Raw genomic sequence first — 23,858 nt, 5'->3', positions numbered from 1 at the left:
GCGGACGTCGACGCGGTCCTGCGGTCCGCTCCGTCCGCGTCCACCGCCTTCAGGCCGGCGCATCGAGAGACGGCGTAGGAGAGAAGCGATACCTGTGAGCGCAGCGACAACGCGAAGCCGCACCACCGACCGCCTGTGCGCCGAGGCCGTCGACCTCGCCCGGTCCGCCGCGGAGGAGGCGGCCGCACCCGGCGTGGTCGGCGAGCACGCCGGCCTCGTGAGCGAGGGCGACCGTGTTGTCACGCACTACTTCGAGTGCAAGGAACTCGGGTACCGGGGCTGGCGCTGGGCCGTGACGGTGGCCCGCGCCTCCCGCGCGAAGATCGTCACGCTGGACGAGGTGGTCCTGCTCCCCGGCTCCGACGCGCTGCTCGCACCGGAGTGGGTGCCGTGGAGCGAGCGGCTGCGCCCCGGCGACATGGGCCCGGGGGACCTGCTCCCCACCGACGCCGACGACGCCCGCCTGGAGTCCGGCTACACCGACGACGAGCGCCTCGACCCCGGCTACACGGGCGCCGACGAGCCGACGCCGAACTCGCCGCTCTCCGCCGACATGGCCGAACTGGTCGAGGCGGAGGACGCGGAGGTCACCCCGGTGGTCCCGGCCCACCTGCCGGCCGCGCCGACCCGGGGCTCCATCGCGTCCGTCGCCGAGGAACTGGGCCTGCGGCGGGCGCGGGTGCTCTCCCGCTACGGCCTGCACATCGCGGCGGACCGCTGGGACGAGGCGTTCGGCGCGAAGACCCCGATGGCCCAGGCGGCCCCGGCCACCTGCGTCAGCTGCGGCTTCCTCCAGCCCATCGGCGGCACCCTGGGCCAGGCGTTCGGCGTCTGCGCCAACGAGTTCGCCCCGGCGGACGGCAGGGTGGTCTCCCTGGCGTACGGCTGCGGCGGCCACTCGGAGGCGGCGGTGATGCCCACACCACCCCAGCCGGCCCAGCCGGTGATCGACGAGACCCGGGTCGACCCCTTCCCCCTCCGCCCGACCCAGGACACGGGCTCGGTCCCACCCCAGGACGACGAGACAGCGGCGGACCTGGGCCACTCGTGACGCGCGAGAGGGACGACGGCCGGGGGCTGCGGCTCCCGGACCCCGCCCCCTTCGGGCATCGGCCCTGAACGGGCCGCGTCCCCAACCGCCCGAACCCACCCGGACGTTGAAGACCCCGCTGCCCGCCGCACCCGAGCGGCGCCGGCGGCCCTCCGGTCCGTCGACGGGCCTCGGTGCTCCGCCGTGCGGGCGGGGTGGCCGGTGGTCGCGAGGACCGGGGTGCCAGGAGACGTGGAGGTCTGGCGCAGGTTCCGGCAGCCGGGCCGGCAGCCGGGGGCGTCCAGCGCCTCGGCCGGCCGGTGCGAGGCCGCGCGTACCGCTGCCGCGGTCCCGTCAGGTCAGGTCCGGTCCGCGAGGCCGATCACGGGCGGTCGTCCCTTCGGGAGCCTTCCGGGGGCGCTACCCCGCCGGCGGAGTTCCTCCGTGTCGCCGGGCGGCCTCGGCCCCGCCGCGCCCGGAACGTGCCGCCACCGGCGACCTGACCTCGGCCGACGTCAACCGGAGCACCACGCCCATCACCTCCGTGCGGCCCGGGATCCAGAGACGCTTCGCCGCCCGCCGCGACGACGCGATCTCCCGGCCGGCCGGCCACCGCGCGTCGCTCGGCCGCCCCGACCGCGTCGCGGATCCCCTCGGCGCCCCGCACCCGACGGCGCGCCGAGGGGCGGACCTCGTCGCACCCCCGCGGCCCCGACCCCCACCAGCCGGGCGCGGTACCTTCAGTCGTCGTCGACGAGGAGAACCAACGTGAGCAAGTTCGTGCGCCCCGCCCCCGAGGGCGCTGACCCCTTCGGGACGGCCCGGCTGCGGCGCGGCGTGCTCGACGCCTGGGCCACCAGCCCCGCCCGGTTCCGTGAGGACTCCAACGCGGAGGAGGACCTCGCCCTGGGCGGCTACCGCGACCGCCTGGTCGTCGAGCTGGCCCAGAACGCCGCCGACGCCGCCGCCCGCGCGGGCGTCCCAGGACGGCTGCGCCTCACCCTCCGCGACGACGTCCTGGTGGCCGCCAACACCGGCGCCCCCCTGGACGCGGCGGGCGTCGAGTCCCTCTCCACCCTCCGCGCCTCCGCCAAGCGTGACACCGCGGAGGGCGCGGTCGGCCGCTTCGGCGTCGGCTTCGCGGCCGTCCTCGCGGTCACCGACGAACCCGCGGTGGTGGGCCGCCACGGCGGTGTCCGCTGGTCCCTGTCCGAGGCCCGCGAACTGGCCGCCGACACCGCCCGCCACAGCCCGGGGCTCGGCGACGAGATCCGCCGCAGGGACGGCCATCTCCCGCTGCTGAGGCTGCCGTTCGCGGCGCAGGGCACGGCACCCGACCCGTACGACACGGCCGTCATCCTCCCGCTGCGCGACCCCGCGGCGGCCGACCTCGCCGCCCGCCTCCTCGACACGGTCGACGACGCCCTCCTGCTGGCGCTCCCCGGCCTCGACGAGGTGGTGATCGAGACGGAGGAGACCCGCACCCTCCGCAGGACGACGGCGCCCTCGGCCGCCTCGGACGTCACCGTCACCGTCATCGAGGACTCCCGCCACGGCACCACCCACTGGCGCACCCACTCCGCCCAGGGCCCCCTCACCCCCGACCTGCTGGCCGACCGCCCCCTGGAGGAGCGCCTGCGCCCGCACTGGTCGGTGACCTGGGCGGTGCCGACGGCCCCGGACGGCGCCCCGGCCCGCCCCCGCACCAGCGCCGTCGTGCACGCCCCCACCCCCAGCGAGGAGCCGTTGGGCGTCCCGGCCCTGCTGATCGGCTCGTTCCCCCTGGACACCACCCGCAGGCACACGGCGCCCGGCCCGCTGACCGACTTCCTGGTGCGCCGGGCGGCCGACGCGTACGTCGAACTCCTCGCCGCCTGGCGGCCGGTGACGACGGCCGCCATCGACCTGGTGCCCGGCCCGCTCGGCCAGGGCGAACTGGACGGAGCCCTGCGGCAGGCCGTCCTCGACCTGCTGCCCCGCACGGCGTTCCTCCCGCCGGCGGCGGAGACCGGCGACGCCGACGCCACCGAGGACGAGGCCGACGGCATCCCGCGGGCCCTGCGCCCCAGGGACGCCGAGATCGTGGAGGGCGCGGGCGCCGACACCGTCCGGGTCCTGGCCGAGGTGCTCCCGACCCTGCTGCCCGCGGGACTCGAACGCCGGTCGGAGCTGCGCACGCTGGGCGTGGCCCGGCTGTCGCTCGCGGACGCGGTGGACCGCCTCGCGGGCCTGGAGAAGGACCCGGACTGGTGGTGGCGCCTGTACGAGAGCCTGGCCGGGGTGGACCCCGACCGCCTCTCGGGGCTGCCGGTGCCGCTGGCGGACGGCAGGACGACGATCGGCCCCCGCCAGGTGCTGCTGCCCGCGCCCGACGAGGCGACCGCGGACCCCGAGGCGCTGGCCCGCCTGGGCCTGAAGGTCGCCCACCCGGACGCCGCGCACCCGCTCCTGGAGAAGCTGGGCGCGCTCCCGGCGACCCCCCGCGCGGTGCTGACGACCCCGCAGGTGCGGGCGGCGGTGGCGGCCTCGCTCGACGACGACGGCGGCCTCGACTGGGAGCAGGACACCCTGGACGCCGACGAGTTGGCGGACACGGTCCTGACGCTGGCGCGGGACGCGGCCCTTGAGCCGGGCGACGAGCCGTGGCTCGGCGCGCTGGCGCTGCGCGACGAGGACGGCGAACTGGCGCCCGCGGGCGAACTGGTCCTCCCGGGAAGCCCGTTCGCACAGGTGATCCGCGAGGGCGAACTCGCCGCCGTTGAACAGCAGTTGGCCGACAGGTGGGGCGAACAGCCACTGGCCGCCTGCGGGGTGCTCGCCACGTTCGCCCTGGTGCGGGCCACCGACGTGGTCCTCGACCCGGACGAACTCGACCCCAGGGAAGGTGACTTCGCGGAACCCGACGACGCCGGACTGCTGGACGCCGTCGACGTGTGGAGCGAGGACGTCCTCGACCGCTTCCCCGACTCACCGGTCCCGCCGGTGGCGACCGAGCTGGTGGCGGTGCGTGACCTCGACCTGGTGGACGAGGACAACTGGCCGCAGGCGCTGGCGATGCTCGCGCGACCGCCGTTCCGCGACGCCCTCACCCAGCCGGTCCGGGTCCTGCTGCCCGACGGCACCCACGAGGCGGTCCGCTCCTACACGGCGTGGTGGCTGCGGGGCAACCCGGTCCTCGACGGCCGCCGCCCGGCCGGCCTGCTCGCGGCGGGCGGCGACCCGCTGCTGCGCGGCCTCTACGACGAGGCGGACGCGACCGGCTTCGACGACGAGCAGGTGCTGCGCGCCCTGGGCGTGCGCACCTCGGTGGCGGCGCTCCTCGCGGAGCCGGGCGGCGCGGCGGAGCTGCTCGACCGGCTCGCGGACCGGGACCGCACGGTCACGCCCGCGCAACTCCACGCCCTCTACACCGCGTTGGCCGACCTCGACCCGGACCAGGTGACCCTCCCCGACGAGCTGCGGGCGGTCGTGGACGGCCGCATCGAGGTGGTGGACGCCGCGGAGACGATGGTCGTCGACTCTCCTGACCTGCTTCCCTTCACGGAGGGCGTGCCGCTGCTGCCGGTCAGCCCGGCGCGGGCGGCGGAGCTGGCGGAGCTGTTCCAGGTGCGGCGGCTGAGCGAGTCGGTGACGGCGGAGGTCGACTCCGAGGGCACCGAGCACGAGGTGCCGGACGCGGTGCGGGTCCTGCTGGGCCCGGGTACGCCCGCCGCGTACGTGGAGCACGAGGAACTGGTCGTGGACGGAACCGAGTTGGACTGGCGCGTCACCAGGGACGGCGTCCTGCACGCGGCCACCCTGGAAGGCGTGGCGGCGGCGCTGTCCTGGGCGACCCGCCAGTGGCCGCGCCGCTTCGAGGTGGCGGCCCTGCTGGAGGACCCGTCGAGGACGGACGAACTGGCGAGGGACCGCTGGTTCGACTGAACGGGGCCGTCCACCGACGGCACGGGCTACCCACGGAACGGCCGTCCACCGCGACCAAGCCCCCGCTCCCCGACCCCCGCTCCCCGACCCCCGCCCCCGGCGCTCATCGAAAATTCCGCACGGAATCGCCACCACCCGTACAACCATTCGACACGCTCGTGGATCTGATCATCCGAGCCGCTTGGCTCGGATGATCAGTCGGGTCCCGGTGATGCGACGCGCCGTTGGGGGATGACGAGCGCCGGGACCCCTCTACGTGGGGATGCACATGCGTATTCGCGCCACCGTGGCCGCCGTTTCCGGCGCCCTCGCCCTGTCCGCTCTCGCTGTTCCGGCGGCGCACGCCGACGAGGTCGAGGGCGACACGGCCATCTCGAACGTCGTCGTGAACGCCGGCAAGGCGGTCGTCGTCGGGCCGACCGCGAAGAAGACCATCACCGTCACCTTCACCGTCAAGGACGCCGCGGGCGTCGACTGGGCGCAGGCGATCCTGTACCACGGCTCGACGATCGACTCGTCCGACAGCGGTGCCGTGGCCAACAGCCGTGACGGCCGCGCCACCTGCACCACCGTCAACGCGACGACGAAGACCTGCAAGTCGACCTACGACCTGGAGCCGGGCTTCAACCTGATCAACAAGGTGGCCGGTTCCTGGAAGGTGTGGGCGATCGCCACCGGCAAGGACAGCGACTACGTCCTGAAGGAGTCCGCGAAGTCCTTCAACGTGCAGCGCGCCTCGAAGCTGACGGTCGACGCCACCCCCGAGCCGGTGAAGAAGGGCAAGACGATCACCGTCACCGGCAAGCTGAGCCGCGCCAACTGGGAGACCGGCAAGTACGCCGGCTACACCGTGCAGCCGGTGAAGCTCCAGTTCCGCAAGAAGAGCGCCAGCACGTACACCACGCTGAAGACCGTCAAGTCGAACTCGACGGGCGTCGTGAAGACGACCACGAAGGCGACCGTCGACGGCTACTTCCGCTACTCCTACGCGGGCACCTCGACGACCCCCGCGGTCAACGCCACGGGTGACTACGTCGACGTCAAGTAAGCGGCCCTAGACGGCGAAGCGGCGGTCGATCCCTCTCCACAGCACCTCCAGGACGACCGCCGCGACCGCCGCGATGGCGACCGCGAGCCACGGCATCGTCACGCCCACCAGCTTCAGCGCGAAGAAGTGCTGGAGCCACGGGACGATGAGGACGACGACGAAGGCCGCGCCCATCGACGCCACCAGGACCACCTTCCACCAGGTGTAGGGGCGGGCGATGATGGCCAGCACCCACATCGAGATCAGGAACAGGGTCAGGGTGGCGGCGCTGGTCTCGGCGCCCAGCGAGCCGCTGCCCGTGTAGTGGTGACGGGCGATCAGATAGGTGACGAAGGTCGCCACCCCGGCGATCACCCCGCCCGGGATCGAGTACCGCATCACCCGCCGCACGAAGTGGGGTTTCGCCCGCTCCTTGTTGGGCGCGAGGGCGAGGAAGAACGCGGGGACGCCGATGGTCAGGGTGGACAGCAGCGTCAAGTGCCGCGGCAGGAACGGGTACTCGACCTGCCAGCAGACCACCAGGATCGCCAGCAGCACCGAGTAGACGGTCTTCACCAGGAAGAGCGTCGCGACCCGGGTGATGTTGCCGATGACCCGCCTGCCCTCCGCCACCACCGAGGGCAGGGTGGCGAAGCTGTTGTCCAGCAGCACGATCTGCGCGACCGCCCTGGTGGCCTCCGAGCCTGAGCCCATCGAGACGCCGATGTCGGCGTCCTTGAGGGCGAGGACGTCGTTCACGCCGTCCCCGGTCATCGCGACCGTGTGCCCGCGGGACTGGAGGGCGCCCACCATGTCCCGCTTCTGCTGCGGGGTGACCCGCCCGAACACCGTGCCCTCGTCCAGGGCCGCCGCCATCTCGCCCCGCTCGGCGGGCAGGTGCCGGGCGTCGACCGTCGTCCCGCTGAGGCCGAGCTTGCCGGCGACGGCGCCCACCGACACCGCGTTGTCGCCCGAGATGACCTTCGCGTGCACGTCCTGGTCGGCGAAGTAGCGCAGGGTGTCCGCCGCGTCGGGCCGCAGCCGCTGCTCCAGGACGACGAGCGCGGTGGGCCTGACGCCCCGGGCGACCTCGGGGTCGTCGAGATCCCGTACGGCGCGCGCCAGCAGCAGCACCCGCAGCCCCTGTTCGTTGAGGCGCCCGGTCTCGGTGAGCGCCGGGTCGTCGTCGGCGAGCAGCACGTCGGGCGCGCCGAGGAGCCAGGTGCTCGTGTCGCCGTCGCTCTCGCTGAACCCGGCGCCGCTGTACTTGCGGGCGGAGGAGAAGGGCAGCGACTCGGTGCAGCGCCAGCCGTCGGGGGCCGGGTAGGCGTCGACGACGGCCTTCAGGGACGCGTTGGGCCGCGGGTCGGACTCGCCCAGCGCGCCGAGCACGGCACGTACGTACGGTTCGTCGGCGCCGTCGAGCAGGCGCAGGTCGGTGACGTCCATGCCGCCCTCGGTGAGGGTGCCGGTCTTGTCGAGGCAGACGGTGTCGACGCGGGCCAGCCCCTCGATCGCGGGGAGTTCCTGCACCAGGCACTGCTTGCGGCCGAGCCGGATCACACCGATCGCGAAGGCCACGGAGGTGAGCAGCACCAGCCCCTCGGGGACCATCGGCACGATCCCGCCGACGGTCCGCGCCACCGAGTCCTTGAACGCGTGCTGCTTGACGACGAGTTGGCTGATGATGAGGCCGATCGCGGTCGGGATCATCATCCAGGTCACGTACTTGAGGATGGTGGAGATGCCGGTGCGCAGTTCGGAGTGGACGAGGGTGAAGCGGGACGCCTCTTCGGCGAGTTGGGCCGCGTAGGCCGCGCGGCCGACCTTGGTCGCCCGGAACGCGCCGCCGCCCGCGACCACGAAGCTGCCGGACATCACCGGGTCGCCCGGCCGTTTGACCACCGGGTCGGCCTCGCCGGTGAGGAGGGACTCGTCGATCTCCAGGCCGTCCGCCTCGACGCACACGCCGTCGACGACGGCCTTGTCCCCCGGGCCGATCTCGATGACGTCGTCGAGCACGATCGCGGAGGTGCTGACGGCGGTGGCGGCGCCGTCGCGCCGTACCGTCGGCTTCGCCTCGCCGATCACGGCGAGGGAGTCGAGGGTCTTCTTCGCCCGCCACTCCTGGACGATGCCGATGCCGGTGTTGGCGAGGATGACGTAGCCGAACAGGCTGTCCTGGAACGGCGCGACGAACAGCATGATCAGCCAGAGCACGCCGATGATCGCGTTGAACCGGGTGAAGACGTTGGCGCGGACGATCTCGGGCAGCGACCTGCTGGAGCGCACCGGTACGTCGTTGACCTCGCCGCGGGCGGTCCGTTCGGCGACCTCGGCGGTGCTGAGTCCGTGCACGGACACCGGCAGGGGCACGGGGTGCACCGGGTCGAGTTCGGCGCCCGCGTCGATGTGCGTCATGCGTCCGACGGTACGTGCGGTTTTGCGGCTTCACCCGCCGAGTGCCCCGAAGATCCGCCCAGAGGACGAGAGTCCCGGCGGGGGAGTGATGCCCTGGTTGTACGGGTCGGGCGGTGGAGGCTCACCCGGTGGGCGGAGCACCCTCCGCGGCGGCCGCGCGTTTGAGCGCGGCGTCCCGGCCGCGCACGTACCAGATCCCGATCAGGCCGAGCCCGGCGCCGGCCAGGCAGGTCCACAGCCACCAGGTGTGGTCGTGGTCGGCGAACCAGCCGTAGAAGGGGAGCTGTACCAGGAAGAGGACGAACCACAGGAGGGTGCCGCCGATGATGGTGGCGACCACGGGGCCCTCCAGGGGCTCCGGCGCCTCGTGCGTTGGGGTCCACTTCGCCATGGGCACAGCTTACGAGGCGCCCGCCCCGGCGCGGCGGCGCAGGTCCCCGGCCCCGGTCCGTACCGCGGCCGGTGCCCGGCCGTGCGGGCGGCGCCCGGTGTCTACGCGCGGAGATAGCGTTTACAGGATTCATATGTTCATACTGAAACCGTTTCTCTCTGTCCACTTCTGCTCGTAGGAACCTCCATGTCCACCTCGGCCCCTGCCCAGGTCCCCACCCCCGAGCAGCCGGGGTCACGGCCCGCGTACGGCGCGCTCGACCGCTACTTCAAGATCTCCGAGCGGGGCAGCACCCTCCCGCGCGAGATCCGCGGCGGCTTCGCCACCTTCTTCGCGATGGCCTACATCATCGTGCTGAACCCGATCATCCTCGGCAGCGCGAAGGACATGTACGGGCATCACCTCGACAACGGCCAGCTGGTGACGGCGACGGCCGTGACGGCCGCGTTCACCACGCTCCTGATGGGCGTCATCGGCAACGTCCCGATCGCGCTCGCGGCCGGCCTCGGCGTCAACTCGGTCGTCGCGCTCCAGCTCGCCCCCCGGATGAGCTGGCCGGACGCCATGGGCATGGTGGTCCTCGCGGGCTTCATCGTGATGCTGCTGGTGGCGACCGGGCTGCGCGAGCGCGTCATGAGCGCCGTCCCGTACGGCCTGCGCAAGGCCATCTCCATCGGTATCGGCCTCTTCATCATGCTGATCGGCCTGGTCGACTCCGGTTTCGTCTCCCGCATCCCGGACGCCGCCCAGACCACCGTCCCGCTCCAGCTCGGCGGCGACGGTCACCTGAACGGGTGGCCGGTGCTGGTCTTCGTCCTCGGCGCGCTGCTGACGCTGGCGCTGATCGTGCGCAAGGTGTCGGGCGCCATCCTGATCTCGATCGTCGCGATGACGGTCCTCGCGGTGATCATCAACGCCGTCGCCAAGGTCCCGTCCTGGGGCCTGACGACGCCGAAGTGGCCGGGGAACCCGGTCGCCACCCCGGACTTCGGCCTGATCGGGAAGTTCAGCCTGTTCGGCGGCTTCGAGAAGGTCGGCGTGCTGACCGGCGTCCTCTTCGTCTTCACGGTCCTGCTGTCGTGCTTCTTCGACGCGATGGGCACGATCATGGGCGTCTCCGACGAGGCGAAGCTGACCGACGCCGAGGGCCAGATGCCCGGCATCAACAAGGTCCTCTTCGTCGACGGCATCGCCGTCGCGGCCGGCGGCGCCAGCTCCTCCTCCGCCACCACCTGCTTCGTGGAGTCCACGGCCGGGGTCGGCGAGGGCGCGCGCACCGGCTTCGCGAACATCGTCACCGGCGCCCTCTTCGCCGTCGCGCTGTTCCTGACGCCGATCGCCACCATGGTCCCGTCGCAGGCGGCCACCCCGGCGCTGCTCGCGGTCGGCTTCCTGATCCTGTCCGGCTCGATCAGGGAGATCGACTGGTCGGACGCCACCATCGCCGTCCCGGCCTTCGTGACGATGCTGATGATGCCGTTCACCTACTCCATCACCAACGGCATCGGCATGGGCTTCATCACCTTCGTGGTCCTGCGCCTGGCGGCGGGCCGCGCCAAGGAGGTGCCGGTGGCGATGTACGCGGTCTCGGCGGTCTTCGCGTTCTACTACCTGATGCCAGCCCTCGGCCTCACCTGATCCGGCGGACCGGGTGGGCGCCCGGCCCGGGTCTCAGGTGATCCGGTCGGCCCCGTAGAACCGGTCCGTCTCGTCGACGGCGGTCTTGAACCGCTCGTCGAAGTCGTCCCGAATGAGCGTCCTGACCACGTAGTCCTGGACGCTCATTCCCCTTTTCGCCGCATGGCCCCTGAGCCGCTCCAGCAGCTCCCCGTCTATCCGCAGGCTGAGCACGTCGGTCCTCATGTCCATGAGGGTTGCCGGACGGGCCGGGCCCCCGGGTCGGTTTTCGGAACCGGCTCACCCGTACGGGTGACGAAAGGGTTCAGTGGCGGGAGTCACGGGAACGGTCCCGCGTTCCCGCTGGTACTTAGCGAGAGTAATGAGTTACGCTAAAGGAATGTCGGACCTCAGCCATGGCGACGATGCCGCCGCCGTGAATTCCCTCCGGTCAGCCGTGATGCGGCTGTCCCGTCGACTCAAGCACCAGCGGGTCGACGAGTCGCTCAGCCCCACCGAGATGTCGGTGCTCGGCACCCTCTCCGTCTGCGGCAGCGCCACCCCGGGCGAACTGGCCCGCAAGGAGCACGTGCAGCCGCCGTCGATGACCCGCATCGTCGCGCTGCTCGAGGCCAAGGGTCTGGTCCGACTCGAGCCGCACCCCGAGGACCGGCGCCAGAAGGTCGTCACCAAGACCGAACAGGCCGAGGCCATGCTCGAGGAGAGCCGCCGCAAGCGGAACGCCTTCCTGGCCCATCTGGTCGAGGACCTGGACGAGGACGAGTGGGCGAAGATCCGCGCCGCCGCCCCCGTGCTGGAGAAGCTCGCACACCTGTAACCCAGCCCCACGAGGAGGCGACCCTTTTGAGTTCGGGACCCGGAGCAGACTCCGCCCCCGCACCGGCCACCCACGAATCCCCGCCCGCCCCCGAGCGCCCCCGCCCGTCCTCGATGTTCAGCTCCCTGCGGATCAGGAACTACCGCCTGTTCTTCGCCGGCCAGGTCGTCTCCAACATAGGCACCTGGATGCAGCGCATCGCCCAGGACTGGCTGGTCCTCAGCCTCACCGGTTCCGCCACGGCCGTCGGCGTCACGACGGCCCTCCAGTTCCTGCCGATGCTCCTCTTCGGCCTGTACGGCGGTGTCCTCGTCGACCGGCTGCCCCGCCGGCCCACGCTCCTCTTCACCCAGACGGCGATGGCCCTCACCGGCCTCGCGCTCGCCGCGCTCACCCTCAGCGGTCACGTCCAGGTCTGGCACGTCTACCTCGCCGCGTTCGCCGTCGGCCTCGCCACGGTCGTCGACAACCCGGCCCGGCAGTCGTTCGTCTCCGAGATGGTCGGCCCCGACCAGCTCCAGAACGCGGTCAGCCTCAACTCGGCGAACTTCCAGTCGGCCCGCCTGGTTGGTCCCGCCGTCGCGGGGCTGCTCATCACCGGCGTCGGCACCGGCTGGGCGTTCCTGCTCAACGGAGTGTCGTTCGTCGCGCCCATCACCGGTCTGCTGCTGATGCGCGGCCGCGACCTGCACGCCGCGCGCCGCACCCCGCGCGGCAAGGGCCAGCTGCGGGAGGGGCTGCACTATGTCGCCGGGCGGCCCGACCTGATCTGGACGATCGTGCTCGTCGGTTTCATCGGCACCTTCGGCTTCAACTTCCCCGTGTACCTCTCGGCGTTCGCGGACGACGTCTTCCACGCGGGCGCCGGCTCCTACAGCCTCTTCAACACGCTGATGGCGGTCGGTTCCCTGGTCGGCGCGCTGCTCGCGGCCCGGCGCGGCACGGCCAGGATGCGGGTCATGATCGCGGCGGCGCTCGCCTTCGGCGTCTTCGAGATCCTCGCCTCGGGGGCGCCGTCGCTCTGGCTGTTCGCGCTGCTGATGGCGCCGATCGGGATGTTCGGCATGACGATCAACGTCACGGCGAACACCAGCATCCAGATGTCCACCGACCCCGCGATGCGCGGCCGGGTGCTGGCCCTCTACATGATGGTGTTCCTGGGCGGCTCCCCGGTGGGCGCCCCGATCGCCGGCTGGGTCACGGACGCGTACGGCGTCCGCGCGGGCCTCGCCGTCGGCGGGGTGGTCTCGGCGGTCGCCGCGGTCGCCATCGGCCTGGTCCTCACCCGGGTCGGCAACCTGCGGCTCTCGGTCGGCTGGAACGGCGGCCATCCGCACGTCCGGTTCGTGCCGAGGGAGGCCAGGGAGCAACTGGCCGCGGCGTGAGCCCCGCCGGCCGCTCCCGGTCACCGGGGGTGGTCGGCGGAGGGCCGCCGGGCGCGGGCGGCTAGGCTCGACCGCGTGGACCCGAAAACCCGGAACCGGATCATGGCCGGTGCGCTCGTGCTGATGTTCGTGGTGGTCGCGGTGGCGGCGGCGGTCGGCAGGTAGCCGACGGGCGCCCCCGGCGGTCGGTCGGGAGCGCCGCGCGGGGTGCGGTGCGAGGGTGGCTGACCGCGGGTGGGAGCCGACCGGGCCGCCGCGGGTGAGCCCCGGCGGCGACGGCTGACCGCAGGTGGGAGCCGGTCGGGCTCCCGCGGGTGAGCCCCGGCGGCGACGCCGGGAGAGTCCCGGTCGTCGTCGGACGGACGATCGTCGAGCCGCCGCGCGCGGTCTCGCCGCCCCGCCGCCCCCCCCGCGGAACTTCCGGCCGTGCGCCCCGGGTCCCCGCCGTGGCGCACGGCCGTTCAGGTCACCAGGCGAAGGCCTCCGGGGACGGACCGGGGCCGGGGAAGATCTCGTCCAGGGAGGCGAGCAGCTCCTCGGACAGCTCCAGGTCCACCGCGCGGACCGCCGACGCGAGCTGGTCGGCGGTGCGGGGGCCGACGATCGGGCCGGTCACGCCCGGCCTGGTCAGCAGCCAGGCCAGGGCCGCCTCACCGGGCTCGATGCCGTGCTTGTCGAGCAGGTCCTCGTAGGACTGGATCTGCGCGCGGCTCTTGGGGTCGGCGAGGGTCTCGGCGGCCCGGCCACTGGCCCGGCGCCCGCCCTCGGTCTGCTTCCTGATGACCCCGCCCAGCAGACCGCCGTGCAGCGGCGACCAGGGGATGACCCCGAGCCCGTACTCCCGCGCGGCCGGGATCACCTCCATCTCGGCCCGCCGTTCGGCCAGGTTGTACAGGCACTGTTCGCTGACGAGGCCGATGGTGCCGCCGCGCCTGGCGGCGATCTCGTTGGCCTGGGCGATCTTGTAGCCGGGGAAGTTGGACGACCCGACGTAGAGGATCTTCCCCTGCTGCACGAGGACGTCGATGGCCTGCCAGATCTCGTCGAGCGGGGTCTGACGGTCGACGTGGTGGAACTGGTAGACGTCGATGTGGTCGGTCTGGAGCCGCTTGAGGCTGGCGTCCACCGCGCGCCGGATGTTCAGCGCGGAGAGCTTGTGGTGGTTGGGCCAGGCGTCGCCCTCGGGGCCCATGTTCCCGTACACCTTGGTGGCGAGCACGACCTTGTCGCGCCGGTCGCCGCCCTGGGCGAACCAGGTGCCGATGATGCTCTCGGTGCGGCCCTTGTTCTCGCCCCAGCCGTACACATTGGCGGTGTCGAAGAAGTTGATGCCCGCGTCCAGCGCCGCGTCCATGATCGTGTGGCTGTCGGCTTCGTCGGTCTGCGGCCCGAAGTTCATGGTGCCGAGGACCAGGCGGCTGACTTCGAGTCCGGTACGTCCCAGCTGCGTGTACTTCATGGTCACCAAGCCAACGTCGTGGAGTGCGCTCTAGGCAAGGGACACGGTCACTCGCGCGGGAAGTCGGCGGTGTCGAGGATGAGGTCGACGACGGTCCCGGTCAGGTCGACGCCACCGCCGAAGTCGACCCGGGTACAGGTGGCGTAGTCGCCGTCCTTCGGGTCGGTGTGGGCGTAGCAGCGGCCCTGGTACGGGTCGACGACGAGGTAGACGGGGACCTCGGCGACGGCGTAGGCGGTCTTCTTCGGGCCGTAGTCGTTGGCGGCGGTGCCCTGGGAGATCACCTCGGCGACGAACTCGACGTCCTCGTGGCTCCAGCGGCCCCGCTCGTCCTTCTCGGCGGAGGCGCGGAGCTTGGCTACGTCGGGGCAGAAGCCGTTGTCGTTCCCGGGGAAGTCGATGCGGACGTCGGAGAAGACGCGCACGTCCATCCCGAACCTGTCCTCGACCGCCCGTACCGTCCGGCGGATGATCTCCCAGTGAGAGTCCCGCTGCGGTGTGATGTGGACGCTGCCCCCGACGATCTCGACCCTGAATCCTTCGGGGACGGGCATCCGTTCCAGCCGCTCGAACCACTCGTCCAAGCTGGGGCTGTTGGTATCGGCCATCGCGATCCTGTCTTCAAGGACGGCCATCGTGGCGCTCTTCCCCGGCGGCACCATGCACAAGTGCCACCGCGCGGTACAACGATACGAAGGTCGCCCGGGACACGGCTACCGCCGCATATGCCTCGGGCACGGTCGGCCGCGGTGCTCGCCGTCCCGGGGCTGCCCCTACCCGTCGTACCCGGCTCCGACCCCCCAGCCCTGGTGCAGGGCGTTCGCGAAGGCCGCCGCGATCTGGTGTTCGCCCGCCGGGTTCGGGTGGGTGCCGTCGTAGGTGTGCCGGTGGAGGTCGTACGACGGCGGGACCGACGCCAGCAGCAGCGGTGAGCGGGGCTCGTCCAGGTCGGCGACGGCCTTCGCGAGGAGTTCGTTGAAGAGGGCGACCTCGGCGGCGAAGGAGTCGTCCGCGGCGCACCGGATGTTCGGTACGACCGGCAGCACCACCATCCGGACCCGCGGCGCGGCCGCGCGGGCCCCGGCGACGAAGGCGCGGACGTTCTGTGCCGTCTGCCAGGGGTTGGTGTAGAAGCCGAGGTCGATCAGGCCGAGGGAGACGAGCAGCACGTCCGCGCGGGTCTCGCGGACGGCGTCGCCGATCAGCGGGGCCAGGTGGGTCCAGCCCTCGCCCCAGCCGGCCAGGTGCCCGCGCGGGAAGCCGGGGTCGGCGTACCGGTACGAGGTCGGCGCGTCGGTGGACGGGTCGTAGAGCGTCTCGCGCGGGCCGACGAGGGTGAACGGGCCGTCGTGCGTGGCGCACAGGTGCTGCCAGATCCGGTACCGCCAGGTGTGGTCACCCGCGCTTCCGATCGTCATGGAGTCGCCGACGGGCATGAACCTGAGCATCCGCTCATGATGGACGACCGGCCGTCCCGCCGGGGTGTGAGGCCGGACACCCGGACGGGAGCAGAGCGGGAGGAAACGTACATGCGGGCGGGTGGAGCCGGTGGCGGGCGGCGGCAGGGGCGGTCCGTGGCCGAGGGCGGCGGCCGGCAGTGGCAGGCTTGGCCCATGCGCCGACCGTTCGCCGTACTCGCCGTGCTTGCCGCAGTCTCCGGGTCCCTGTTCGGCGTCTCCGCCACCCCGGCCGCCGCCGAAGGGGACGGCGGGTTCACCATCAAGGACCCCCGGATCGCCGAGTCGAGCGGACTGGCCGCCTCGCGCTTGCACCCCGGCGTCTACTGGACCCACAACGACAGCAGCGACGGCCCGTACATCTACGCCGTCGACGGCCGCACCGGCGAGACGGTGGCCAGGGTCACCCTCAGCGGCATCGGTTCCCCGCGCGACGTCGAGGCGATCTCCATCGGCCCCGACAACCAGATCTACGTCGGTGACATCGGCGACAACCTCGGCGGCACCTGGCCGTACGTGTGGATCTACCGGCTGCCCGAGCCGAAGACGCTTCAGGACCAGACGGTCAGGGCCACCCAGTTCGTCGTCAAGTACGAGGACGGGGCGCGCAACGCCGAGTCGATGGTCGTCGACCCGAAGACCGGCCGTGTCTACATCATCGACAAGGACGAGGACGGCGGCCACCTCTACCAGGGCCCCGCCACGCTCTCCGCGACCGGCGCCAACATCTTCCGCCCGATCGCCCCGGTCGACCTGTGGGCCACCGACGCGGCGATCTCCCCCAACGGCGAACAGCTCGCCGTGCGCGGCTACTTCGGCGGGATCTGGTACGACTGGAACGGCGGCGAGATCAAGCGCGGGGGCCGTCTCGAGGTGCCGCTCCAGCGGCAGGGCGAGTCGGTGACGTACTCCGTCGACGGCACGAAGCTCCTCTTCGGCAGCGAGGGCGCGCAGAGCCCGGTCCAGGTGAAGGACGCGCCCGGTGGCGCGGGCTCCGCCAAGTCGCCTTCCTCGGACGGTGGTTCGCAGGCGTCCGGGGACAACGGCGCTGGTGGCGTGGGTGACTTCAAGGTGGCGGGGCTGGTGGCGGTGGCGGCCGTGGTCGCGGCGTTCCTCGGCCTGCGACGGCTGACGCGTCGCAAGTGACGCCGTAGTCCTTGACGTGTCCCTGATAGCTGGCTTCCATGGACTCGGCGGGTGGTGGGAGCGCTCCCATCTGCATTCCGGACCCGCACTCCGGAGAGGAAGCAGCGACATGTCACGCAGCTCCACGTTCGGCGGTAACGCCCTCCGCGGCGCGCGCAGATTGCTCTGCGCGGCCGCGCTCCTGCTCCCGCTGTCCCTCGGCCTCGGCCCTGGCGCCCCACCGGCCGGGGCGGCGACCGACCCGGCCGGGGCGGTGGCGCGGGCGGACGCGGGCGCCGGGTACTGGCACACCAGCGGCCGGCAGATCCTGGACGCGGCCGGGCAGCCGGTCCGGATCGCGGGCATCAACTGGTTCGGCTTCGAGACCAGCAACAACGTCGTCCACGGCCTGTGGTCCCGGGACTACAAGAGCATGATCGACCAGATGCGGACGCTCGGGTACAACACGATCCGGCTGCCCTACAGCGACGACATCTTCAAGAGCGGCGCGGTCCCCAACAGCATCGACTTCTCCAGCGGCAAGAACGCCGACCTCCAGGGCCTCAACTCCCTCCAGGTGATGGACAAGATCGTGGCGTACGCGGGTCAGGACGGCCTCAAGGTGATCCTCGACCGGCACCGCCCGGACGCCGCCGGCCAGTCCGCGCTCTGGTACACGGCGTCGGTACCGGAGTCGACGTGGGTCACCAACCTCAAGGCGCTGGCGACCCGTTACGCGGGCCAGACCACGGTCGTCGGCATCGACATCCACAACGAGCCGCACGATCCGGCCTGCTGGGGCTGCGGCGACACGGCGACGGACTGGCGGCTCGCGGCCCAGCGGGCGGGCAACGCGGTGCTGTCCGTCAACCCCGACCTGCTGATCTTCGTCGAGGGCGTCCAGACGTTCAACGGCGTCTCCGGCTGGTGGGGCGGCAACCTGATGGGTGTGGGCCAGTACCCGGTCCAACTCAGCGTCGCCAACCGGGTGGTGTACTCGGCGCACGACTACGCCACCAGCGTGGCCCAGCAGAGCTGGTTCAGCGACCCGACGTTCCCGAACAACATGCCGGGCGTCTGGGACAAGTACTGGGGCTACATCTTCAAGCAGAACATCGCGCCGGTCTGGGTGGGGGAGTTCGGGACCACGCTCCAGTCGACGGTGGACCAGAAGTGGCTGGCGGCGCTGGTGGCGTACCTGCGGCCGACGTCGACGTACGGCGGTGACTCCTTCCACTGGACGTTCTGGTCCTGGAACCCCAACTCCGGTGACACCGGCGGCATCCTGAAGGACGACTGGCAGACGGTCGACACGGTGAAGGACGGCTACCTGGCGAGCATCAAGGCGGCGGGCTTCCCCAGCGGCGGTGGCGGTGGCGGCGGTGGTGGCGGCGGCACGGGCGCGGCCTGCTCGGCGTCGTACACGGTCAGCAGCGACTGGGGCAGCGGCTTCAACGGCGACGTGAAGGTCACCAATACCGGTACGACGGCGCTGACGTCGTGGAAGGTGGGCTGGACCTTCAGCGGCGGGCAGCAGGTCACCAGCCTGTGGAACGGCTCGTACACCCAGACGGGCGCGGCGGTGACGGTGACGAACGCCGCGCACAACGGCGCGCTGGCGGTGGGCGGTTCGGCGAGCTTCGGGTTCGGCGCGGCGCCGGGCGGGGGGAGTGTGAACGGGCTCACCTGCACGGCGAGTTGAGGAGTCGGCGGGCGGCGTGACGCCGGGGCCGGGCGCGCGGGGCAGGAAGCCGGCGCCCGGCCCCGGCATGCGGTGACGGCGTCCGGCGTTGGCGCCCGTACCGCCTCGCCGTCAGCCGAGGATGCGTCGGATGCCGTCCTCGAAGCGGTCGGGGAAGGTGCCCTGGGCGAGGGCGGCGCGGGCGGCGAGCAGGGCGGGGTAGTGGCCGCTGGTGACGGCTTCGTCCAGTCGGCCGGGGTCCGCGTCGGCCATCGCCTGTTCCTCCTGGGTGAGGCCGAGGGTGAAGTAGATGAGGGCGAAGCAGGTCCGCGCCGAGGTCTCCACCGAGCCGGTGTGCTCGGTGAGGGCGCCGATGACGGTGTCGGCGAAGCGCAGGGTGTGCGGTTCGGCCGCGTAGGTGCCGGTGACCAGCGCGGCGCCGTCCCGGTGGGCGAGGAGTGAGCGCCGGTAGCGGCGGATCAGCTCCAGCGCGCGTTCGGCCGGGTCCTCGGGCAGCCCGTCGTAGGTGATGGTGCCGGCGATGCCGTCGGCCATCAGCTCCAGGAGCCGCCGTTTCGTCTTGACGTGCCACAGCACGGTGTTCATGCGCACGCCGAGCCGGTCCGCGACGGCCCGTGTGGTGACCGTGTCGAGGCCCTCGTCGTCGAGGAGCCGCAGGGCCGCGGCCACGACGGTGGCGGGGGTCAGCCGGGTGCGGGGGGCCGGGGCGGCGGCGGACGGGACTTGCTTATTGGTCATTGACCTATTTTACTGGCTCGGGTAATTGGTCAGCGACCAAGAAAGGGTGAGTGTGTGATGGACGCGACGGAAGAGATCGTCATCGTGGGGGCGGGGCCCACGGGCCTGTGGCTGGCGGCGGAGCTGCGGCTCCAGGGCGTGCCGGTGACCGTTCTGGAGGCGAGGGGCGAGCGCGACCCGTACTCCAAGGCGCTCACCGTCCACCCGCGGACGGTCGAGATCCTGGGGATGCGCGGCCTCGCGGACGCGTTCGTCGGCGCCGGATTCCCGCTGCCCACCGGCCACTTCGGGGCGCTGGACAGCCGCCTCGACTTCCGGAGCCTCGACACGCCCTACCCCTTCACGCTGTTCCTGCCGCAGGCCCGCACGGAGGAACTCCTTGAGGCGCACGCGCGGTCCCGGGGCGCGCGGATTCTGCGCGGCCACCGGGTGACGGGCCTGACGCAGGGGCCCGACGCGGTCCGCGTGGAGGTGGCGGGCCCGGCCGGTGACCACGTCGTCGAGGCCCGGTACGTGGTGGGGTGCGACGGCACCCGCAGTGCGGTCAGGGCGGCGGCGGGCATCGACTTCCCCGGCACGGACGCGAGCCTGTGGGGGTGGCTCGGTGACGTGGTGGCCGACCTGTCGTCGGCCGGGGGCGCGGTGAGCCGGTTCGGCGCGGAGGGCGGGGTGATGGCGGTGCCGATGCCGGGCGGTCTGACCCGCTTCGTCGGCCTGGCACCGGAGGACCAAGTCTCGGCGTATCCGGGTGAGTTGACGTTGGAGGAGATGAGGTCGAGGGTGGTGCGGGTCTTCGGCACCGACTTCGGCATCCATGACCCGTACTGGATCTCCCGCTTCGGCAACGCGACCCGGCAGGCCGAGGTCTACCGGAAGGGCCGGGTGCTGCTCGCGGGCGACGCGGCGCACATGCACTTCCCGACCGGCGGGGTGGGCCTCAACGTCGGCTTCCAGGACGCGACGAACCTCGGCTGGAAGCTGGCGGCGACGGTGCGCGGGACGGCGTCCGAGGGCCTGCTCGACAGCTACCACGGGGAGCGCCACCCGGTGGGTGCCCGGCTGCTGGCGTCCACCCGGGCGCAGACCGCGCTGATGGCGGCCTGGTCGGTGGAGACCCAGGCGCTGCGGGACCACCTCTCGACGGCGATGAGCGAACAGCCGCAGTTCGCAAGGGGGTTGGCGGAGCAGTTGGCGGCGCTCGACGTCCACTACCCGCCCGCGTCCCCGGCGCACCCGCTGACCGGCACCCGCGCTCCCGACCTGCCCTTCGAGGACGGCACAAGTTTGTTCGCCCTGCTACGGGAGGGCACCCACGTGCTGCTCGATTTCACGGGCGGGACGGAGGCCGCGGCTGGGGCGGCTGAGGTGGCGCAGGTGGCTCAGGTCGCCGAGGCCGCTGGGATGGGCGGCGCGGGCGGCTCCGCCGTCGCCGGGGAGGACCGGATGATCCCGGCCGGTACCCGCCGCCACGCGCTCCGCCTGGCGAAGCGGGAGGGGGCGTGGGCCGAGATCCGCACGGCGCTGATCCGGCCGGACGGTCATGTGGGGTGGGCGGCGGAGTGACCGGCGAGCGGGCAAGTCAGGTGCGGGGCGGCGCGGTTGGGTGAGCAGGTGAGGAGGGCGAGGGAGAGGTAGGAGGGGCGTTCGAGATAGAACCCGAGGGAGACGTCACCTCCGGAGGCGAGCCGCTCGGCGGCGGAGGCGAGGAGGGCGGGCGGCGGCTCGTGCGCCAACCGCGCCGCGTGGAGGTGGAGTTGCTCCGCGAGCCAGGCGACGGCACGGTCGGCCTCGGCCCAGGTGCCACGGACCAGGGCGGCGGGCTTGACGAGCCAGTAGGCGGGTTCGAGCGGAGGCAGATCGGAGAGGGGGAACCCGGCGGCGACCTCCCGATAACGCTGGAGGAGTTCGGGCCGGGCACCGGGCGGCGGCGGCTCGGAGTGCGGGGGCCGCCGCAACGCCTCGTGGTCGAAACGGGACTTGGGTCCTGACCAGAGGTAGGCGTGGTGGTGCACGGGGGCGGCTACGGGTGAGGGGGCTGCTCAGCCGTCCAACCCGAACCGCGCCGGGTCGATCCCGGCGACGGCCAGCTCCTCGGTGGAGAAGCGGAGGGGTTCGAGGTCGGGCCGCTTGCTGTCCCCGAGGGCCCAGACGCCGACCCCGATCCGGGCGAGGGTGACACACCCCTCGGTACAGGGGCCGCCGCAGGCCTGGACGAAGGAGGCGGAGGTGATGTCGAGGGCGTAGAGGTCGATGCCGTTCTGCATGAGGTGCCTTCCGGATCGGTCGATGGAGGTGGGGGATTGACCCGGGACGACCGTAGGGAAGGGGCGGGGCTTGGGGGCGTGAATATTTTCGATTATTCGGGTGTGGTCACTCTGGATGCGTGGACATTCACTCAGCGCAGCCATCAAGCTTTGATCACCCAGCAGATCGACCAGGAAGGGCGGTCATCAGGTGACGCGCAGGCTGCGGTTCAACGGGACGACCAGTGATGAGGACGAGTGTCCGGCGGTGCACGAGGACGTGGACACCGGGGAAGTGATCGTGCAGGGCTCTCCCCTGACCAGCCCTGATGAGATCGGGCAGCTCCAGCACCTCTCGGAAGGGGAGGTGGCAGTGGTCGTCCCTCGTGAGTTACTCGTGGACTGGACGCCGAAGGACAGGACGCGCAGAGCGCGAGTGATCGGCCGGGACGAATTCAGCAAGTTGTTCGACAAGTTCGAGCACACGGCATGGCGGCTGGAGACCCGGCGCCGGTACGCCAGCGACGAACGCGGAGATCGTTGGCGGCAGTTCGTCGAGACTGGAGCGCTTGACGACGACCCGCAGGGGAGCGACTGGTTCCGAGCGATCGCCGACCGGGTCGCGGCAGGCAAGAGGATCGAGCGGGTGCGTCTGGTGGATGATCCACCAACCGTCGGGCAGCGCTACCTCCTCGAAAGCGCCAAGCGCAACATCGCCGCTGGTGAGGACATCCGCAACCTGTGGCGAGCAGATGCCGAGCGGCTTCGGCTCCCCGCCGAGGACTTCTGGCTGTTCGACAGCCGGATCGTCGCCCTCATGCACTTCGACGACGACGACCGCCTCATGCACGTCGAGCTGATCACCGAACCGTCGGAGGTGGTGCGCTGCTCTCGATTCAGGGATGCTGCTTGGCATCACGCATCCGAGCGGCGGGACTTCCTGGCGAAGCTGGAGCGCGCCGACTGAACGACATGTAGAGCACTGAACGGGCACCGGTGAGCACGGATTACCAGAGGGCGCGAGAGGAACTGGGGCGAAGGCTCCGGGAACTCCGGCACGAGAGTCCTCGGAGCCGGCTCACCGGCGCGGAGTTGGCCCGACGGCTCGGCTGGCCCCAGTCCAAAATCAGCAAGCTGGAGAACGGTAGGCAGACCCCCACCGACGGCGACCTCCGCGCCTGGGCCGAAGCCACCGGACAGCCTCAGGTGTTTGGTGAGCTGAGCGCGCGGCTGAAGGGCTTCGAGAGCCATATCCGGTCCTGGCGGCGCCAGTTGGCCAGCGGTCACCGCGCGGCGCAGGAGAACTACACCACTCTCGTCTCCGGCACGCGAACCATCCGGGCCTGGCAGACCGGTGTCGTCCACGGCATGTTGCAGACCCCTGACTACGCGCGCGCCCTCTTCGAAAGCCGGGCGAACCTCCGGAACACCCCGAAGGACGCCGACGACGCGGTACGCGCGCGGATGAAGCGGCAGGAATGGCTCTACCGGCCGGGCAAGGAACTGCACGTCCTCATGCTGGAGTCGGCGCTCCGGGTCAGGGTGTGCTCGGCGGAGGTCCAGGCGGCGCAGTTGGACCGGCTTCTGGGCGCGGTCGGCATGGACACCGTGCGGCTCGGGGTCGTGCCGCTCGATATCGAGACAGAACTGACCCCGGGGCACGCCTTCTCGATCCTTGACGAACGGCTGGTCACCGTCGAGGCCTGGCACGCCGGACTCATTCTCGACGACGCGGAGTCGGTCGCCCTGTACGGCCGGATCTGGACCATGCTCGCTCGCGGTGCCGTGTATGGTCCCGACGCACAGAGAGTCATCGCCCGAGCACGGAGCGGTCTGCACCGCTGAGGAAGGCTGGTGGGCCCATGAGTACCGATACCGGACGGACGCGTCCTTGGCAGGGGCGACTGGACGCAGGGCACCGCCCGGTCCAGGACGAGTGGAACTCCCTGGTGCTCAACGCGAGCACGGTGCGTTCCTGGGAGCCCGGCATCGTCCCCGGCCTCTTCCAGACCGCCGACTACGCGCGATGCGTCTTCGACGGCCTGGGTGAGCTGAGGGACATTCCCAAGGACACGAACGACGCGGTGAGCGCGCGTCTGAAGCGGCAGGAGTGGCTGGGACTTCCGGGTAAGAAGTTGCATCAACTCATCTGGGAGGGCGCGCTGCACGCCCGGCTCGGTCCGCCGGCGGTCATGGCAGCTCAACTGGACCGGATCCTCGCGGTGTTGGACCTGGACACCGTCAGCCTCGGGGTGGTGCCGTTCAGCGCCGGACTGCGACTGCTGGTCGGCAGCTCGTTCACGATGGTGGACGAACGTCTCGTCGTCGTCGAGGACTGGCATGCCGAGCACTGGCTCGACGACGCTGACGCCGTCGCGCTGCATCGGAAGGTCTGGGACGCGCACGCGCGGTCCGCCGTCCACGGCGATGACGCCCGGCAGCTCATCGTCCGCGCGCGCAGCGGTCTCACGGTCTGAGTACGTACAGCCGCACTACGTCGT

The 23,858-nt window shown here is 71.7% G+C and carries 21 protein-coding genes; 12 read left to right on the top strand and 9 right to left on the bottom strand.

Features of this window, described 5'->3' with window-relative positions; genetic code table 11:
- The first annotated feature begins 94 nt into the window (after positions 1-94).
- The 3 genes from DDJ31_RS17435 to DDJ31_RS17425 all read left to right on the top strand — a co-directional run bounded on the left by DDJ31_RS17435 (position 95) and on the right by DDJ31_RS17425 (position 6,002).
- On the top strand, positions 95-1,051 hold the full coding sequence (locus tag DDJ31_RS17435; protein ID WP_127179360.1) for a DUF3027 domain-containing protein: 957 nt from the start codon (positions 95-97) through the stop codon (positions 1,049-1,051).
- Positions 1,052-1,798: 747 nt separating this feature from the next.
- On the top strand, positions 1,799-4,954 hold the full coding sequence (locus DDJ31_RS17430; RefSeq protein WP_127179362.1) for a sacsin N-terminal ATP-binding-like domain-containing protein: 3,156 nt from the start codon (positions 1,799-1,801) through the stop codon (positions 4,952-4,954).
- Between the two features lie 268 nt (positions 4,955-5,222).
- The gene (locus DDJ31_RS17425) at positions 5,223-6,002 is read left to right on the top strand and encodes a calcium-binding protein (protein WP_127179363.1); all 780 of its coding nucleotides are present in this window, start codon (positions 5,223-5,225) and stop codon (positions 6,000-6,002) included.
- Between the two features lie 6 nt (positions 6,003-6,008).
- Here DDJ31_RS17425 and DDJ31_RS17420 read toward each other — a convergent pair whose 3' ends face one another.
- Together DDJ31_RS17420 and DDJ31_RS17415 are read right to left on the bottom strand one after the other, a co-directional pair.
- Positions 6,009-8,402 (bottom strand): HAD-IC family P-type ATPase, encoded by a 2,394-nt coding sequence (locus DDJ31_RS17420; protein ID WP_127179364.1) that lies wholly within the window; start codon positions 8,400-8,402, stop codon positions 6,009-6,011.
- Between the two features lie 121 nt (positions 8,403-8,523).
- Positions 8,524-8,793, bottom strand: a complete 270-nt coding sequence (locus DDJ31_RS17415; protein WP_127179365.1) for a DUF2530 domain-containing protein — start codon at positions 8,791-8,793, stop codon at positions 8,524-8,526.
- Positions 8,794-8,979: 186 nt separating this feature from the next.
- Here DDJ31_RS17415 and DDJ31_RS17410 point away from each other — a divergent pair, with 186 nt between their 5' ends.
- Positions 8,980-10,431: an NCS2 family permease gene (locus tag DDJ31_RS17410; RefSeq protein WP_127179366.1), complete on the top strand. Its 1,452-nt coding sequence runs from the start codon at positions 8,980-8,982 to the stop codon at positions 10,429-10,431.
- A gap of 33 nt (positions 10,432-10,464) precedes the next feature.
- Here DDJ31_RS17410 and DDJ31_RS17405 read toward each other — a convergent pair whose 3' ends face one another.
- Positions 10,465-10,662, bottom strand: coding sequence for a ribbon-helix-helix protein, CopG family (locus DDJ31_RS17405; protein WP_127179367.1), 198 nt, complete (start codon positions 10,660-10,662; stop codon positions 10,465-10,467).
- A 148-nt stretch (positions 10,663-10,810) separates the two neighbouring features.
- On the opposite strand from DDJ31_RS17405, the gene DDJ31_RS17400 reads away from it, so the two are divergent.
- On the top strand, positions 10,811-11,248 hold the full coding sequence (locus DDJ31_RS17400) for a MarR family winged helix-turn-helix transcriptional regulator (protein ID WP_127179368.1): 438 nt from the start codon (positions 10,811-10,813) through the stop codon (positions 11,246-11,248).
- 26 nt (positions 11,249-11,274) lie between these two features.
- The gene (locus DDJ31_RS17395) at positions 11,275-12,633 is read left to right on the top strand and encodes an MFS transporter (RefSeq protein WP_127179369.1); all 1,359 of its coding nucleotides are present in this window, start codon (positions 11,275-11,277) and stop codon (positions 12,631-12,633) included.
- Positions 12,634-13,099: 466 nt separating this feature from the next.
- Here DDJ31_RS17395 and DDJ31_RS17390 read toward each other — a convergent pair whose 3' ends face one another.
- The 3 genes from DDJ31_RS17390 to DDJ31_RS17380 form a co-directional block, all read right to left on the bottom strand.
- Positions 13,100-14,092 (bottom strand): aldo/keto reductase, encoded by a 993-nt coding sequence (locus DDJ31_RS17390; RefSeq protein WP_127179370.1) that lies wholly within the window; start codon positions 14,090-14,092, stop codon positions 13,100-13,102.
- 47 nt (positions 14,093-14,139) lie between these two features.
- The gene (locus DDJ31_RS17385; protein ID WP_127179371.1) at positions 14,140-14,727 is read right to left on the bottom strand and encodes a Uma2 family endonuclease; all 588 of its coding nucleotides are present in this window, start codon (positions 14,725-14,727) and stop codon (positions 14,140-14,142) included.
- Between the two features lie 138 nt (positions 14,728-14,865).
- A complete protein-coding gene (locus DDJ31_RS17380; RefSeq protein WP_127179372.1) occupies positions 14,866-15,540 on the bottom strand; it encodes a GDSL-type esterase/lipase family protein in 675 nt (224 codons plus the stop codon).
- A gap of 165 nt (positions 15,541-15,705) precedes the next feature.
- On the opposite strand from DDJ31_RS17380, the gene DDJ31_RS17375 reads away from it, so the two are divergent.
- Positions 15,706-16,695, top strand: a complete 990-nt coding sequence (locus tag DDJ31_RS17375) for a WD40 repeat domain-containing protein (protein ID WP_127179373.1) — start codon at positions 15,706-15,708, stop codon at positions 16,693-16,695.
- Positions 16,696-16,804: 109 nt separating this feature from the next.
- Positions 16,805-18,376 (top strand): cellulase family glycosylhydrolase, encoded by a 1,572-nt coding sequence (locus tag DDJ31_RS17370; protein WP_127179374.1) that lies wholly within the window; start codon positions 16,805-16,807, stop codon positions 18,374-18,376.
- A gap of 111 nt (positions 18,377-18,487) precedes the next feature.
- On the opposite strand, the gene DDJ31_RS17365 is transcribed toward DDJ31_RS17370, so the two are convergent.
- Entirely contained in the window at positions 18,488-19,114 is a 627-nt protein-coding gene (locus tag DDJ31_RS17365; RefSeq protein WP_127179375.1) for a TetR/AcrR family transcriptional regulator C-terminal domain-containing protein, read from the bottom strand.
- Positions 19,115-19,171: 57 nt separating this feature from the next.
- On the opposite strand from DDJ31_RS17365, the gene DDJ31_RS17360 reads away from it, so the two are divergent.
- A complete protein-coding gene (locus DDJ31_RS17360; protein WP_127179376.1) occupies positions 19,172-20,677 on the top strand; it encodes an FAD-dependent monooxygenase in 1,506 nt (501 codons plus the stop codon).
- Here DDJ31_RS17360 and DDJ31_RS17355 read toward each other — a convergent pair.
- Positions 20,653-21,126, bottom strand: a complete 474-nt coding sequence (locus DDJ31_RS17355) for a hypothetical protein (protein WP_127179377.1) — start codon at positions 21,124-21,126, stop codon at positions 20,653-20,655. The two genes, DDJ31_RS17360 and DDJ31_RS17355, sit on opposite strands and share 25 nt — an antisense overlap.
- Before the next feature lie 27 nt (positions 21,127-21,153).
- Entirely contained in the window at positions 21,154-21,378 is a 225-nt protein-coding gene (locus tag DDJ31_RS17350; RefSeq protein ID WP_127179378.1) for a DUF397 domain-containing protein, read from the bottom strand.
- A gap of 190 nt (positions 21,379-21,568) precedes the next feature.
- On the opposite strand from DDJ31_RS17350, the gene DDJ31_RS17345 reads away from it, so the two are divergent.
- Genes DDJ31_RS17345 through DDJ31_RS17335 form a run of 3 tightly spaced genes read left to right on the top strand, consistent with a single transcriptional unit; the run spans position 21,569 to position 23,834 of the window.
- Positions 21,569-22,324, top strand: coding sequence for a DUF6879 family protein (locus DDJ31_RS17345; RefSeq protein ID WP_127179379.1), 756 nt, complete (start codon positions 21,569-21,571; stop codon positions 22,322-22,324).
- Positions 22,325-22,353: 29 nt separating this feature from the next.
- Positions 22,354-23,202: a helix-turn-helix domain-containing protein gene (locus tag DDJ31_RS17340; protein ID WP_127179380.1), complete on the top strand. Its 849-nt coding sequence runs from the start codon at positions 22,354-22,356 to the stop codon at positions 23,200-23,202.
- Positions 23,203-23,219: 17 nt separating this feature from the next.
- The gene (locus DDJ31_RS17335) at positions 23,220-23,834 is read left to right on the top strand and encodes a DUF5753 domain-containing protein (protein ID WP_240678175.1); all 615 of its coding nucleotides are present in this window, start codon (positions 23,220-23,222) and stop codon (positions 23,832-23,834) included.
- Positions 23,835-23,858: the final 24 nt, after the last annotated feature.

This window comes from Streptomyces griseoviridis, from assembly GCF_005222485.1.
GTDB lineage: Bacteria > Actinomycetota > Actinomycetes > Streptomycetales > Streptomycetaceae > Streptomyces > Streptomyces hintoniae.
This window is presented reverse-complemented; position numbering and strand designations above follow the sequence as displayed.